Genomic DNA, 16,112 nt, shown 5'->3' with positions numbered 1-16,112 from the left:
CCCCTAAATAGGTGAGTACACCAACTGTATTTTCTGTGGGACCATAGTGATTAATAATTCGACAATGGGGCGCATTTTTTTCTATTTTCTCAATCAAATTCCAATCAGCAGCTTCACCACCAAGAATTAGTAACTGACGGGGTACAATTTCCCAACACTGGGAACTTAACAAAGCTGATAAATGAGAAGGAACTATTTTCAAGCAGTCAATAGGATGACGGCGGAAATAATCAGCTAATGCAGCCGGATCTGATGCCCGTTCCCAAGATATAATATGCAAACTGCCACCACTACACAAGCAAGGGAAAATGACGGTATTACCTAAATCTGCGGCAAATGTGGAAACGTTGGCGTAACTTCCATTAGTAGGAAGTTTTAGCTTTGGCAATATTCCATATAGGTAATTAAGTAATTGTTGATGTTCAACTGCAACACCTTTAGGTTTACCTGTTGAACCGGAAGTATAAATGATATAAACTAGGTTTCTTGGGTGGACATTGTTAATAGGATTATCTGTACTTTCTTGAGAAATAATTTTCCAATCATTCTCTAAATTTACTTCTAGAATATTTAGAAACTGTTCTCTATTTTCTATTTCCTGTTCCCTAATTAAAACGGATGCTTGAGCATTTTCTAAGCGGAATTGTAACGCCTCTTGGGGAAGATTGGGATCGATTGGTAGGTAAGCACCACCAGCTTTGAGAACAGCTAATAAAGAGACGATAAATTTGGGTGATCGCTCTACACAAATTCCTACTACTGCTTCTGGTTTAACTCCCAATTTCTGTAAGTAATGCGCTAATTGATTAGCTTTACAGTTTAATTCTTGATATGTGATTTCTTCATTTTCAAATACCACAGCAATTTGATCAGGTGTTTTTCCTACCTGTTCTGCAAATAATTCATGAATACATTTATCACGTTGATAATCAGCCTTTGTTTGGTTAAATTCAATTAATAATTGTTGGCGTTCACTGGCGCTGAGTATTCCTAATTGACTGATAGGGATATCAGAATTATTAATAATATTTATCAATAATGTTTGAAAACTTTTCGCTAATCTTTGAATTGTTAATTGAGAAAAACAATTAATATCATAGTAAAATTCTGCCATTAAACTATGATTTTGTTGTGTACAAGAGAGTTTAACTTTGAAAGGTTCAATAACGCTGTATATCTCCTGTAAGGTGAATTTAACTTTTGTATCATGAGAGTTTTGACCAGAAATATTATTAAATTCAAAACCGATAGGAAACGCTATCAAACCATCATTTTCCACCGCTTCAGGTACAAAATAATCTTGCCATTCAGTAGCATTTTCTAATGTTTGTTTTACTGCTGCTAATACTTCTCTAAAGTTTAAATTGGGGGTAAATTTAGTTTTAATTGGTAGCCAAGTTGCTAATAAGCCAAGTACATCATTAAGTTCTTCATATTCACGGCGACTAGCTGCTGTACCAATAACAATTTCTGCCTCTCCTGTGAGTCGCCAAATCAATATTTGCCAACAAGCTAGTAAAACCACATCAGGAGTTTTTTCATACTTTTGAGCAAACGCATTAATTTGAGTCAATAATTCCTGACTAATAACTAATTGATAACGCTCAGTGACAAATTTATGGTTCTTTATTTGTCGTTCATCAGGTAATTTTAATGCTGATAAAGAGTTAATTCTTTGTTGTTGCCAATATGCTCTTCCTTCTTCTGCATCTTCATCTGTAAGTAATTGATTCTGCCATTCAGAAAATTGGACATACTGCACATAGTCTCCGCTTATTTCTTTACCTTGACAACTTTGCTCATAACCTTGACTAATTTGATTAACCAAGTTTTTAATTGTTCTATTATCTGCACACAAAGCAGGTAGAGAAATAATTAAAATATGCTGATTATCTGACAGTTTTATTAAACATAACCGCAGTGGTAAATCTTGAGATTTATTTTTATATTCCTGTCTTGCTTGCCAGCATAATTCTTGAATTTTTGAAGAAATATTTTCCTGATATAAATTACTTAAATCTAAATATTGCCAATTCAATGAATTCTTATCTGCTACTACCATGACTGGAGTTTTTACTCCTGGTGGGCGATAAAAACTTGTTCGCAGGATGTCATGATGATTGACAAGTTGATGAATAGTATTTTCCAGTATTTCTGGTTGGAGATTACCGTCAATTAAAATACTACATTGAGAACAGAACGCAGAACTGTTTTGCTGTAAATGCCACAGTCTTTTTTGTTGAGGAGCAAGTTGAAAGCCACTAATTACTTGAGTTTGCATAGTTTTGAAGAATACTTATTTTTGAATATCTTGAATATTAATCATTTCTGCCATTGCGACAACGATTTTACGCTCTCCCCAATAGGGATTTCTAGCGTGAGCAGTCAGCATATTATCTAGCATGATAATGTCACCTTTTTGCCAAGGGAAGCTAGTTTGTGCTTGTTGATAAACTGCATTAATTTCGGCAATTTCTGCTTCTGTAATTGGTGTACCGTCACCAAAGTAAACGTTCCGGGGTAATTTTGATTCTCCAAAGATAGATAGCAGCGATTTCCTAACATCTGTATCTAAATAGGAGATATGGTGTAATTGAATTTGGTTGAAAAATACAGGTTCGCCAGTTTTGGGATGTACTGCTAAAGCTGGACGAATTTGGCGAGTAACTAAACCATTATTATTATACCATTCAAATTCAATTTTTGCTTGATGGCAATAATTTTCTACTTCTTGTTTATCTGTGGTTTGAAAGAAATTCTGCCAACTCACATCTAAACCTTCAGCATAATTCCTCACGTACATTAACTGTTTAATGGCTAACTTTTCTCGCAATTGAGGACTAAGTAATTGATAAGCTTTTCTACAGTCAACAATTGGCGTTTCTCCACCTTTATCCGCAGGTTGAACACAGTAGAACCAAATCTTTAAAGGGAAAGAATGTAAATGAGAACTTTCATTGTGAAACAGTATTGCTTTATCTGCTGGGTAAGGAGTAGAACCATAAACTTTACCACCTTCATCTGTGCGGGGTAAGTCGCCATATTCAGCAAATAAATTAGGGCAAATTGTTTGAGCTAATTTTTCAAACTCTGAAACTGATTTTACATCAAAACCTCTAAATAAAATCGCTCCATGTTTAAATAATTCTGTTTCCAAATATGAGCGGTTATTTTCTATCCAAGATATGATATCAATTTCTGCATTATGGGGCTGAATTACCAAGGGGAATTTTTTCCCATCTTGCAAATAATCTGTTTTAATTAATTGCTCTACTGATAGATTAACAGCCTTGGGAGCAATACTCATGAATTTTTGTCTTTTAGCTGCTTTACGCTCCTGTTGTTGCATAATTTGTTGTTCCTTTTCTGCTGCTGTAAGCATTTCTAATGTATTGATATGGCTTTGAGGTTGGTTAACAATACTGTTGATTAATGTTTGCCAATGATTGGTTAAGTTAGTGATAGTATCTGAAGCAAATAAATCGGCGTTATATTGCCATTTCCCTTCTATACCTTGCTCGGTTTCTGTGAGGAATAGGGCTAAATCGAATCTGGCTACTTTGCTTTCTACTTCTAATAATTGTAAGGTGAGTCCTGGTAATTCCAAGGCTGAGTTTGGTGTATTTTGCAGGACAAATAACACTTGAAATAATGGGACTGTATTACTTACCTGACGCTCAGGTTGTAATTCTCTTACTAATTCGTCAAAAGGTAAATCTTGATGAGCGTAAGCTGCTAATGTTTGGGTACGAACTCGTTGTAATAATTCCAGGAAAGTGGGATTTCTTGTTAAGTCAGTGCGGAGAACTAATAAGTTAATAAAAAAGCCAATTAATGATTCAATTTCTGCTTGATTTTTGTTGGCAATATCTGTACCAATAACAATATCATCTTGGTTGCTATAACGTTGCAATAAAATTGTAAAACTCGCCAGCAGTGTCATAAATAAAGTAACACTTTCTTGCCGTGATAACTGTTGTAATTTCTGTGATATTGTAGCAGGTATCAAGAATGTATGACTAGCACCCCGGTTAGTTTTTACTTCTGCACGGGGAAGGGTTGTAGGCAATTGTAAAACGGGTAAATTAGCTAATTGCTGCTGCCAATAAGAGAGTAAAATTTCTCGTCTTTCACCTTGTAAATGTTGACGTTGCCAAACTGCAAAGTCTGCATATTGAATAGGTAATCTTGGTAAAGGTGAAGTTTGATTTTGACTAAAAGCAGAATATAGTGCTGCCAATTCTTTAATTAATATACCCGTTGACCAACCATCAAAAACAATATGATGAATCGTAAATAATAAGATGTATTCTTGTTGGTTTAGTTGCAAGAGTTTGCATCTTAATAATGGTGCTTGTTGTAAATTAAATGGTAGTTCAAATTCATCTATAGTATAACATTTAATTGCTTTTTGTTGCTCAATTTTCGTCAATTCTCCCAAATTCACTACAGGTATTTTTAACTGTACATCAGCAACAATTACTTGTAAAGGTTGACCATCACCTAAAATAAAGCTAGTGCGTAAAACTTCATGACGGCGAATAATTTCATTGATGCTTTTTTCTAATGCCTGTATATTCAATTCACCCACTAACTGAACGGCTGCGGGCATATTGTAAATACTGCTATTAGGGTTGAGTTGTTCTAGTAACCATAACCTAGTTTGAGCAAAAGATAAAGGTAAATTTCCGTCACGAGAAACAGGTGTAATTGTCGAAATACTTTCACTATTTAGTTGTTGAATTTCCTTCGCTAGTTCGGCAATGGTGGGAAATGCAAATAAATGTTGCAATGATATATCTACTGATAAGATTTTCCGAATCCGAGAAATAACTTGAGTTGCTAATAAAGAATGTCCACCTAATTCAAAAAAATTGTCATAAATACCAACTTGATAAACACCTAAAACTTGAGTCCAAATTGCAGCTAAAACTTCTTCCACTGGATAACGAGGAAACACAAAATTATCTGTTTCCAATTGAGTATTTTCTGGTGCAGGTAAAGCGCGACGGTTTACCTTACCATTAGGGGTTAAAGGTAAAAATTCTAAAAAGACAAAAGCACTGGGTATCATGTACTCAGGTAATTTTTGCCGTAAATATTGACGTAGTTGATCAATAGTGGTGTTTTCAACAACTAAATAAGCAACTAAATGCTGATTTTCTGGTACATCTTCCCGCGCCATAACTACACATTGACGCACTGCGGAATGCTGTTCTAAAACTGCTTCAACTTCACCCAATTCAATGCGGAAACCACGAACTTTTACTTGATAGTCAATGCGTCCTAAATATTCAATTTCTCCATTGGTAAAATAACGGGCTAAGTCACCTGTTTTGTAGAGTAATGTTTCGGGAATAAATGGATTAGAAATGAATTTTTCTTGAGTTAATTCTGGTTGCTTAAAATAACCCCGTGCTAAACCAGCACCACCAATATACATTTCTCCTGGAACGCCTACAGGGACTTGTTGTAGAGATTGATCTAAAATATAAATTTGCGTGTTAGCTAGAGGACGACCAATAGAAACGGTTTTTTGACTATCCTTAATTTGCTGAATTGTAGACCAAATAGTTGTTTCTGTTGGACCGTATAAATTCCAAAGTTGATAACATCTTGAGGATAATTGATCAGCTAAATTTTGAGGTAAGGCTTCGCCTCCACAAAGGATTTTTAGTTGTGAATTTCCTTCCCAACCGGCATCTAATAACATTCGCCAAGTCGCAGGGGTAGCTTGCATAATGGTTGCAGCAGAATTATTCAGTTGTTGTAATAACTGTGTACCGTCTGTTGCTATTTCTCGACTGACTAATATTAATTTAGCTCCTGTTATTAAGGGTAGAAAAATTTCTAAAACCGCAATATCAAAAGATAGGGTAGTGACTGACAGTAAACTATCTGCCTGAGTTAAGTGTAAATGCTGGTGCATTGCAGTCAGGAAATTTACCACATTTCTATGAGTAATTTGTACACCTTTAGGTTGGCCTGTAGAACCAGAAGTATAGATGGTGTAAATCAAATTATCCGGCTGAATGTTGCTATCAGGGGTGTTTGTTTCCTGAGAGGCGATGTTTTCCCAGTCCCGATCTAAACAAATAACTTGGGCATTATGGGGGGGGAGATGGGGTAATAAATGTTGCTGGGTTAGTAAAATTGGGATTTCTGAGTTTGCTAACATGAATCCTAAACGCTCTTGCGGAAATGTAGGATCTAGTGGGATGTATGCGCCACCTGCTTTGATAGTTGCAATGATGGCGATGATCATGGAGAGGGAGCGATCGCTACAAATACCCACTAGCACTTCCTTACCTACACCCAAGCTGGTTAAATATCGTGCCAGTTGATTCGATTTTGTATCCAATTCTGCATAAGTTAACTGTTGCGAACCAGCTACCACAGCCACAGCATTCGGTGTCTTGGCTACCTGGGTGGTAAACAACTCATGAACGCAGACATGAGGATAATTAGCTTCTGTATAATTCCACTCTCTCAATATTTGCTGCTGTTCTGCTGGTGTCAGTATAGATAATTCTGATATTGACTTATCTGGATGTTTAACGATATCTGTTAACAAAGTTTCTAAATGTCCCAGCATCCAGTTAATGTTATCAACAGCAAATAAATCGCTGTTATACTCCAATTCTCCGACTAAACTTTCACCATTCTCTATAAAAGATAAACTCAAATCAAATCGAGCCGTATTATTTTCTATAGGCAAATATTCTAAATTTAAACCTGACAACTTTAAGCCATCCCCAGGCGCATTTTGTAGGGCAAACATCACCTGAAATAGTGGTGTATGAATCAGATTTCTTTCCGGTTGTAATTCTTCTACTAACAATTCAAAAGGTAAATCTTGATGGGTATATGCTCCTAATGTTATTTCCCGGACTTGTTTTAAAAAATCACTAAAACTCAGATTATCTTTAAGTTGCGATCGCAATACCAAAGTATTGACAAAAAAGCCAATTAAACCTTCAATTTCCTTACGGTTACGGTTAGCAATAGGTGAACCTATTAAAATATCTTCCTGTCCGGTATAACGGTAAAGCAGAGTTTTAAAAGCTGCTAATAAAGTCATAAACAGCGTTACACCTTGTTTTTGACTCAAAGATTTTAATTCATTGCTCAAAACAGGAGAAAGTGTAAATATCTGCTTTTTACCAGTAAAAGTTTGTTGTTTTGGACGTGGTTTAGCAAAAGGAAGTTTTAATACTGGTAAATTACCATTTAATTGTTGTTTCCAGTAGTCCATTTGAGCAGAAAAGACTTCTGTTTGTAACTGTGTTCTTTGCCAAACTGCAAAATCAGCATATTGAATATTTAAACTAGGTAATTCATAAGCTTTACCTGTACAGAAAGACTCATAGAGAACAGCTAATTCTTGAATTATTACCCCTGCTGACCAACCATCAGCCACAATATGATGGATTGTGAACAACAAAATATACTCTTGTTTTGCTAATTGTAAAAGTAGGACATTTAATAATGGTGCGGTAGTTAAATCAAAAGCATAATTGGCTTGATTTTTAGTCCAATTTTGAGCTTCTATTTCTCGTTGTTCTGGTGGTAAATTCTGTAAATTTACCACAGGTAAAGAAATACAAATTTCTGCAATAATTACCTGTTTTGGTTCACCATCCACACTTAAAAAAGTAGTACGTAAAGCTTGATGACGGCGGATAATTTCGTTAAAACTTTGTTCTAATGCAGCAATATTTAAGTTTCCTTGTAGTCTTACCGACCTAGAGAGATTATAAGCATAAGTTCCTGGTTGTAATTGGTCTAAAAACCATAATCTTTGTTGAGCAAAAGACAATGGTAAATTATCTGTTTTTGTAACTTTTTTTATGGGTAAAACTGCTAAATTTTGTTTTGTTTTTAATGTTTTTTCTACACGCTGTGCTAGTTCTGCTACAGTTGGTAATTCAAACAAACTGCGGAGAGGTAATTCAACCTTAAAAGCTTCCCGAATTTGAGATATTACTTGTGTCGCTAATAGAGAATGTCCACCTAATTCAAAAAAGTTTTCTGTAATTCCTACTTGTTTAACACCCAAAATTTTGATCCATATTGCCGCTAAAACTTCTTCTATTGGGGTACGTGGTGCAATAATAGTACCTTGTTTGTGCGGGGATAATTCTTCTGGTGCTGGTAATTCTTGACGGTTTACTTTACCATTAGGAGTCAGGGGTAAGGCTTCTAAAATGACAAAGTGAGAGGGTAACATATAATTAGGTAAGTTGTCCTGCAAAAATTTATTTAGTTGATGTAAATCTATAGTCTCTGAATTTTTAGCAACTAAATAAGCTATTAATTGTTTATCCTTGTTCTCATTTTCTCGTGCTATAACTACCGCTTCTCTAACTTGGGAATATTGAGTTAAAAGAGCTTCAATCTCTGCCAATTCAATGCGAAAACCCCGAATTTTTACTTGATAGTCACTACGTCCAATAAATTCGATTATGCCATCTGGTAAATAACGTCCTAAATCACCAGTTTTATATAGTCTTGTACCTGGTTCATAGCTAAAAGGATCAGGAATAAATCTTTCCGCAGTTAAATCAGGACGATGTAAATATCCTTGTCCGACACCCCAACCACCTATATATAATTCACCAGTTACACCCATAGGTAATGGTTGTAAATATTGATCTAAAATATAGATTTGTGTATTAGCAATGGGTTGACCTAAAGGGATAATTTTGGTTGGTGTATCTGCTTCTATATTAATAGGATAAGTAGCAACAATACCACAAGTTTCAGTTTGACCAAACATATTAATCAGACGGGACTGATGTTGCAAATCAAATTTCCAAGTAACAGGAATATCAGATAATAGAGGTTCACTAGCAGAAACAATTAAGCGCAGTTGATTATCTAATAAATACTTTTTTAAATTTGATGCTAAATTACCCAGAATGTAATTACAATTACGCCAATAAGAAGGGACAATATCAATAACTGTAACCTGATCTTGCTTAATTCCTTGAAATAGTGCTAAGGGATCTTGACGTTGTTCTTGGGTGGCAATTTTCACCGTTGCACCCCGCGTCAAAGGAACTAATAATTGTCTAACTGAAGAAGAAAAAGCGAGAGATGCTGTGTGTAAATAAATATCATCAGCGGTAATATCTAAAGCTTTTTGCATTGCTTGGACATAGTGGCACAAATTAGCATGAGTGACGCGCACACCTTTGGGTTTACCTGTAGAACCAGAAGTGTAAATTACATAAGCTAAACTTTGGGGATAGTTGGTATCTATTAAATTTTTTTGAGATTCTTCATTGATAAAATTATCAATTTCATCTATATAAACTACCTGAATTGTATCTGTTGGTAGTTCTAGTTTAATATGTGATTGAGTTAATAAAACCTTGGGTTGGGAGTTTTCCAACGTGAACGCTAAACGCTCTTGTGGATAACTTGGATCTAGAGGTACATAAGCACCACCAGCTTTCAAAATAGCGAGAATACCCAATACCATTAATGGTGATCTGTTAACACATAAACCTACTAAAATATCAGAACCAACGCCCAATTTTTGTAAGTATCTTGCTATTTGGTTGGCACGGTTATTTAATTGAGCATAAGTAAATGTTTCATTTTCAAAAATGAGTGCTATTTTATCAGGTGTATTAATTGCTCGTTCACTAAAGAGTTGATGAATACATTGATAGTAATTATAATCAACTTGAGTATCATTAAACTCTCGCAGTAATTTTTGCTTTGCTGTTTGATCGAGAATTTGTAATTGTGAAATTGGTAAATCAGGAAAAGTTATAGCACTTTCTAATAACGTACAAAATTGTTTTAATAGCTGCTGAATATAATCAGATGAAAATAAATTACTATCATAACTTAGTTTTAACTCAAGAGAGTTATTTTGATCATAACTAGAAAGTTTGATTTTAAATCTATCAGTATAAACAGCTTGCTGATAAATTGAAAACTCAATTTCATCACTATGATAATTAACTAATTCTGGTTCAAGTTCAAAAGCAAAAGGTAAAAATTCGGTTTCCTTGTCTAATAAAAAATATTCTTCGTAACTAAAAGCCTCTACTAATTTGATTTGGATTTGCTCGCAAATTTCTAAAAAGTTATCTGTTCCTTGGATATAAACAGAAATTGGTAAGGTTTTAGATAATAAACCTAAAGCTAATTCTAATTCTTGATATTTACGACCTTCAGAAACAAAACCAATAATTAAATTATCTTGTCCTGTTAGTTTCCATAATAGTATATTCCAACAAGTCAATAAAAACTCACTGAGAGAAATATCATTCAATTGGAGATAACTATTAATTTTATTAGTCAAATCTACATCTAATTTACAGCTATAACTTTCTGGTTGAAATTCTAAATTTGCAGTTTTTTGACCAGGTAAATGTAATGCTGTTAAAGCTGAAAAATCTAAATTACTCCAATATTCTCTACCAGCTTGTGTTTCTACTCCTGTTAACAGTTCATTTTGCCACGCAGATAAGTCAGCATACTGTAACATTTCATCATCTAATATATCTTCTTGATGGCTGATAGCAGCATAAGATTCACTAATTAATTTAACTAAATTTTGTAATGTTATTTTATCTCCACAAATAGCAGGTAAAGCCATTAATAGAATATATTTGTTAGCTGCAATATTCACCAAAGATAAATTTAAAACAGCACCTGTTTCTAGATTAAAGTTTAAATTGAGAAACCCGTTAAATATTTGTTGTAATTTATCCTTTTGTTCCTGAAAATTACAACTACTTAAATCATATTCTTTATACAAAAACAGACCTTGATTATTAATAACTTGTAGAGGGAAATTCATTTCCGTTACATCTTGATAATTGGTGCGGAGAATTTCATGATTTTTAATAACTTGATTTACAGCCGATTTTAAAACTTCTATCTGCAAATTTCCGTTAATTGATACAGCACCGACAACACAATAATTAAAACTATCATCTTGTTGTAAATGCCATAAATATTTCTGTTGTGGAGACAATTCAAAACCGTTAACTTTCATCAGCATATCTTACTCCCATTTTCTATTTATTTCTGTGTTACTCAATTCTTAAAAAGATTTTTATTACAGCAGTTTTCATATATTTATTTAAACCACACTCTTGATACCTCTCTGAGCCTATGCGACTCTGCGTGAAACAAAAAATGAGTTTATTCACCTGAAGCTGTAATATTAACTTCTCCAAGGTTCAGACATTCCTACTACAACCTTTCTTTTACCAATAAAAGGGTTTCTACCATGTGCAGTCAGCATATTATCTAACATCAAAATATCACTTTGTTGCCAAGGGAAGACTATTGTATTTTGCTGATAAATATCCCGCAGTTTATCTAATACATCTACTGGAATTGGTGAACCATCACCATAGTAGGTATTATGGGGTAATTCTGCTTCTGAAAACTCAGATAATAACGCTGTTCTCATCCCCTTTTCTAAAGTTGAAATATGAAAAAATACAGCATGATTAAACCAAACCAAATCACCAGTAGCAGGATGTTTAGAAATTGCTGGACGTATTTGCCGAGTTCTTAATTTATTTCCTGTTTTCCACTCAAATTCTATCCCTTGATCATCACAAAAAGCCTCTACTTCTTGACGGTTATGAGTTTGAAATACAGTTTCCCAAGGTAAGCCAAAACCCTCACCAAAATTCCGCACATACATTATTTGCTTTTGGGCAAAAGTCTCTCTAATTTCTGCTGGTATGCTTTGATATAAATTCCTTGTATCTGCTATTGGTGTTTCTCCCCCTTGCTGTGCTGGTGTCACACAGTAAAAGAAGATTTTGAGAGGATAGGTTGCTGCATAGGAATTCTCACTATGGAGAAAAATACTTTGATCAGCAGGATGATCTGTAGATGTGTAGATTTTACCATAAACTGCACTACGAGGGGAAGAGCGATCGCGGTATTCTATTAAATTTCCAGATACAGTTCTAATTAACCCTTCAAACTCCTCAACATCAGCAACTTGAAAATTACGAAATAGAATACCACCATGCTGATACAAGTAACTCTTCACCAATTCTAAATTACTCGCTACCCAACTGACAAGATTAACACCTGCAATATTAGCTTCAATTAACAATGGCAAAGTTTCATCAACTTTTAAAGGTGCTACTTGTACCAACTGAGTAACAGCTTGTCTTCTGATTTCACCAAAACTTTTGAGACTAGGTTTTACTGCTACATTACCATATTGAATATCAGGCATTATTCACACTCCTAAAAACTTTTCTTCCTTCTCTGCGTACCTGCGGTTCGTTATTCAAAAATTTCCACTTTGATCAAACCGAGAAACAGCAGCGCGTTTAATAGACTTCAACTTTTGTAGACTAATATTTTGTAATTCCTGCTTTTGATCAAACTGTTGTTTCTGAACGATATTAACTAACTTATGAACCTGAATATCAGGACTTGCTATCACAGTCTGTAAAATCAACTCATAATGACTAACCATGAGTTTAATAGTCGTAGCTGCAAACAAATCTGTTTTGTACTCAAAAGATCCATTTATTCCCTGATCACTTTCCCAAACACTCAGCTTTAAATCAAACTTAGAAGTACCAACATCTACTTCTTCTGGTTGCCAAGTTAATTCTGAATTTTCAACGGTTGGTATCGGCGCATTTTGCAAAATAAACATCACTTGAAACAAGGGATTATAACTCAAGTTCCGTTCTGGTTTTAACTCCTCTACCAACTTCTCAAAAGGTAAATCCTGATGAGCATAAGCATCTAAAGCAACAGCACGTATTTGTTTAAGTAATTCTCGAAAACTGGGGTTGCTACTAAAGTCACTGCGAAAAACTAAAGTATTAATAAAAAAGCCAATTAAATTTTCAGTCTCTCGCCAGTTTCTACCTACAACAGGCGAACCAACTAAAATATCTTCTTGTTTAGTATAGCAGTAAAGCAAGGTTTTAAACACTGTCAAAAGAGTCATAAATAAAGTTACACCCTCTTGTTGATTTAATTTTTTCACACCTGCTTTTATTTCTGCTGGAATGGTAAAAAATTCCTTTTTACCTGTAAAGGTTTGTATTGCTGGTCTAGGTTTATCTGTGGGAAGATTTAGCAATGCTGCACTATTACTAAGTTGTTGTTTCCAGTAATTTAGCTGCTGATCAATAATATCAGATTGGTAATAATTTCTTTGCCAATAAGCATAATCTACATATTGAATACTCAACTCTGGTAAAAGCGCAGGTTTATTAACAGTAAATGCTGCATAAATCGTTGCTAATTCTTGGATAAGTACCCCAATTGACCAACCATCAGCAATGATATGATGTATGGTAATTATCAGCAAATTTTCATCAGGTTTTAGAGTTAGTAACTTTCCTCTTAATAGGGGAAGTTCAGCCAGGTGAAAAGGCTTTTGAGTTTCTTGTAAAATCAAACTTTGAATATCAATGTCACAATTTTCCTGAGTTGTAAAATGTGAAAATTTTACTTCTAAACTCTCATGAATAACCTGAACTGGTTTCCCAGCTACAGCGACAAATGTTGTCCTTAAACTTTCATGACGTTTGATAATTTCATTCAAACTGGTTTCTAAAATTACTCCATCCAGTTTACCAGTTAATCTAATAGCGATCGCTACATTATAAAATGGATTACCTGGTTCTAATTGATCAAGAAACCATAAACGCTCTTGGGCTAAACACAAAGGTAATTCACTATTTCTAGAAACACGCTGGATGGTTTGAATATTAGTTTGATTTGTTGACAATATTTGTTTGCCAATTTGAATAATACTCGTTTCAAATAAATCAACTGCTGAAACTGTTACTCCTAAATCTTTCTGAATCCGATTTTTTAAATCAAATGCTTGTAATGAATCAATCCCTAAATTACTTAAAGGCTGTTGTACATTAATTTCATTGAAGGGTATTGATAATAAATGGGATACTATTTGTTGTAAATAAGATTCGATATTTTCAGCTTTGACTTCTCCTAAATTTTCATAATTTAAAATACTACTATGCACAACTTGGAGATTACCAGCTAAAAATTCCACTTTGGTAGCACGACGTTGAATTTTACCACTGGAAGTTTTAGGAATAGTCCCACCTTTAATTAAAACGACTGCATAAACTTGAATTTCAAATTGTTGGGAAACAGCTTGACGAATTGCTGCAATAACTTCTAAAAAATCTGGTTTAGCCCGAAATTCTAATTCTTGAACTATAACTAGTTTTTCCTCATTTCCCACATCTATAGCAAATGCTGCTCCACCACTGCGACGTAATGCCGAATGGCTATTTTCTGTTATTAATTCAACATCTTGGGGGTAGAGATTACGCCCGCGAATAATGATTAAATCTTTGCTTCTACCAGTAATAAATAGTTGCCCATTATGGAAAAAACCTAAATCCCCAGTTCTTAAAAAACCACCTTCATTGCTATCTTTAATTTCAGCTTTAAAAGTTTCCTTAGTTTCCTCTGGACGTTGCCAATAACCTTGTCCAACACTGGGACTAAATACCCAAATTTCCCCTACTTCATTTTCATGACAAAGAGTGCAATTTTCAAGATCAACAATGACAATTTTTTGTCCTGGTATGGAAAGATTATAACCTACTAAATTAACAATATTTTCATCTGAATTGGTAGGGATAATTTTGTGCTGTTCTAATGCTGTTTTTTCCACTGAAAGAGTTACAGGTAAGGCTGATTTTACAGTTCCTGAAACCATTAAAGTTGCTTCCGCCATGCCATAACAAGGATAAAAAGCTTGAGGACGAAAACCACAATCTGCAAAGGTTTGACTAAACAGTTCTAAGGTTTGCTGACGGATAGGTTCTGCACCATTAAAAGCCACATCCCAACTACTCAAATCTAAGGTAGCGCGTTGTTCAGGAGTAATTTTCTCCACACATAAATGATAGGCAAAATTAGGCGCACCGCTAGTAGTTCCCTGATAGTCAGAAATTGCTGCTAACCAGCGATAAGGGTTTTGCAAAAAGGATGCTGGCGACATCATAATACAAGGAAAACCACCGTACAAAGGTTGCAATACCCCACCAATTAATCCCATATCATGATAAATCGGCAGCCAGGTTACAAACTTGCTTTGTTGGGAATGTTCCATGCAAGCATAAGTCATGGTTGCGTTATGGATTAAATTACCATGTGTCAACATCACACCTTTGGGTGTACCTGTAGAACCAGAAGTATATTGCAGAAATGCTAGAGTATCTGAATTTATAGGCGGTTCGCGCCAGTCAACAGCGATATCAGGTTGTATATCATCGGTAGTTAAGCAACGCAGATTAGTGTCTGCTTCGGCGACTAATAAAGATTGTATCTGCTGTAAAATCGTGGTCGTTGTTAAAACAATCGCCGCTTCAGCATCTTTGAGAATTGACAGGATTCTGGGTGTGTTGCGATGGTTGCGCGGTGGATAAGCGGGAACAGCTACCACACCTGCATACAAACACCCAAAAAACGCTGCTAAATAATCTAAACCCGGTGGGTACAGCAGTAACGCCCGTTGTTCAGTCAAATTTAATACTTGTAACTGACAGGCGAACTGACAAGTCAGCACTTGCGCTATCGCTCTACTTTGACGGTCTAACTCCTGATATGTCAAAGACTTTGCTTGTGCTTCTCCATCAAGCAAAAAAGTAAAAGCCTCAGTATTTAGTTGTTTTAAACACCTGTAACGTAGTAATTCTACAACGGTAGAAAAATCATTGATAGATTGAGTCATTGTACTTTCACAACCTTGATGCACACAAGAAAATTGAATTGAAGCCAGTTGAAAAACCTTAACAAAGAGCAATATCCCTAATGCTGACCTGTTAGTTTACAGTTATTAGCAGTGTCTCATTTGCGTCTATTTAGTCTGTTACTTACAGTCCGCCAATGTTTATTGCCAGTTATTTTCAATTATAAATTTCACCTTATAGCAATTAGTTGAAAATGACAATCAGTAATCTATCAATAAATTTTATCACTATCTTGATTAAGTATAAGTTTTTTACACCATCATAAATTACTACTGTAGATAGATGACAAATTCTAATATCAAAGATTTATGACTAAAAAGTAACAATTTTTTAGTCTGGACAATGACGATAAAGCCT

4 protein-coding genes are annotated in these 16,112 nt (G+C 34.8%); all 4 read right to left on the bottom strand.

All coding sequences use genetic code 11. The features are described from left to right. Positions 1 to 2,281, bottom strand: a 2,281-nt coding sequence (locus tag FJR04_RS19745) for a condensation domain-containing protein (protein WP_168497928.1), incomplete at its 3' end; no start/stop codon positions are given. 15 nt (positions 2,282 to 2,296) lie between these two features. Beyond that, the gene (locus tag FJR04_RS19740) at positions 2,297 to 11,026 is read right to left on the bottom strand and encodes a non-ribosomal peptide synthetase (RefSeq protein WP_168497926.1); all 8,730 of its coding nucleotides are present in this window, start codon (positions 11,024 to 11,026) and stop codon (positions 2,297 to 2,299) included. 165 nt (positions 11,027 to 11,191) lie between these two features. Then, entirely contained in the window at positions 11,192 to 12,232 is a 1,041-nt protein-coding gene (locus FJR04_RS19735; RefSeq protein WP_168497924.1) for a TauD/TfdA family dioxygenase, read from the bottom strand. Positions 12,233 to 12,286: 54 nt separating this feature from the next. Then, the gene (locus FJR04_RS19730; protein WP_168497922.1) at positions 12,287 to 15,736 is read right to left on the bottom strand and encodes a condensation domain-containing protein; all 3,450 of its coding nucleotides are present in this window, start codon (positions 15,734 to 15,736) and stop codon (positions 12,287 to 12,289) included. Positions 15,737 to 16,112: the final 376 nt, after the last annotated feature.

It is taken from the genome of Anabaena sp. UHCC 0204 (genome assembly GCF_009711975.1).
GTDB lineage: Bacteria > Cyanobacteriota > Cyanobacteriia > Cyanobacteriales > Nostocaceae > Dolichospermum.
The sequence above is the reverse complement of the archived record's forward strand: the minus strand, read 5'-3'. Positions and strand labels throughout refer to the sequence as shown.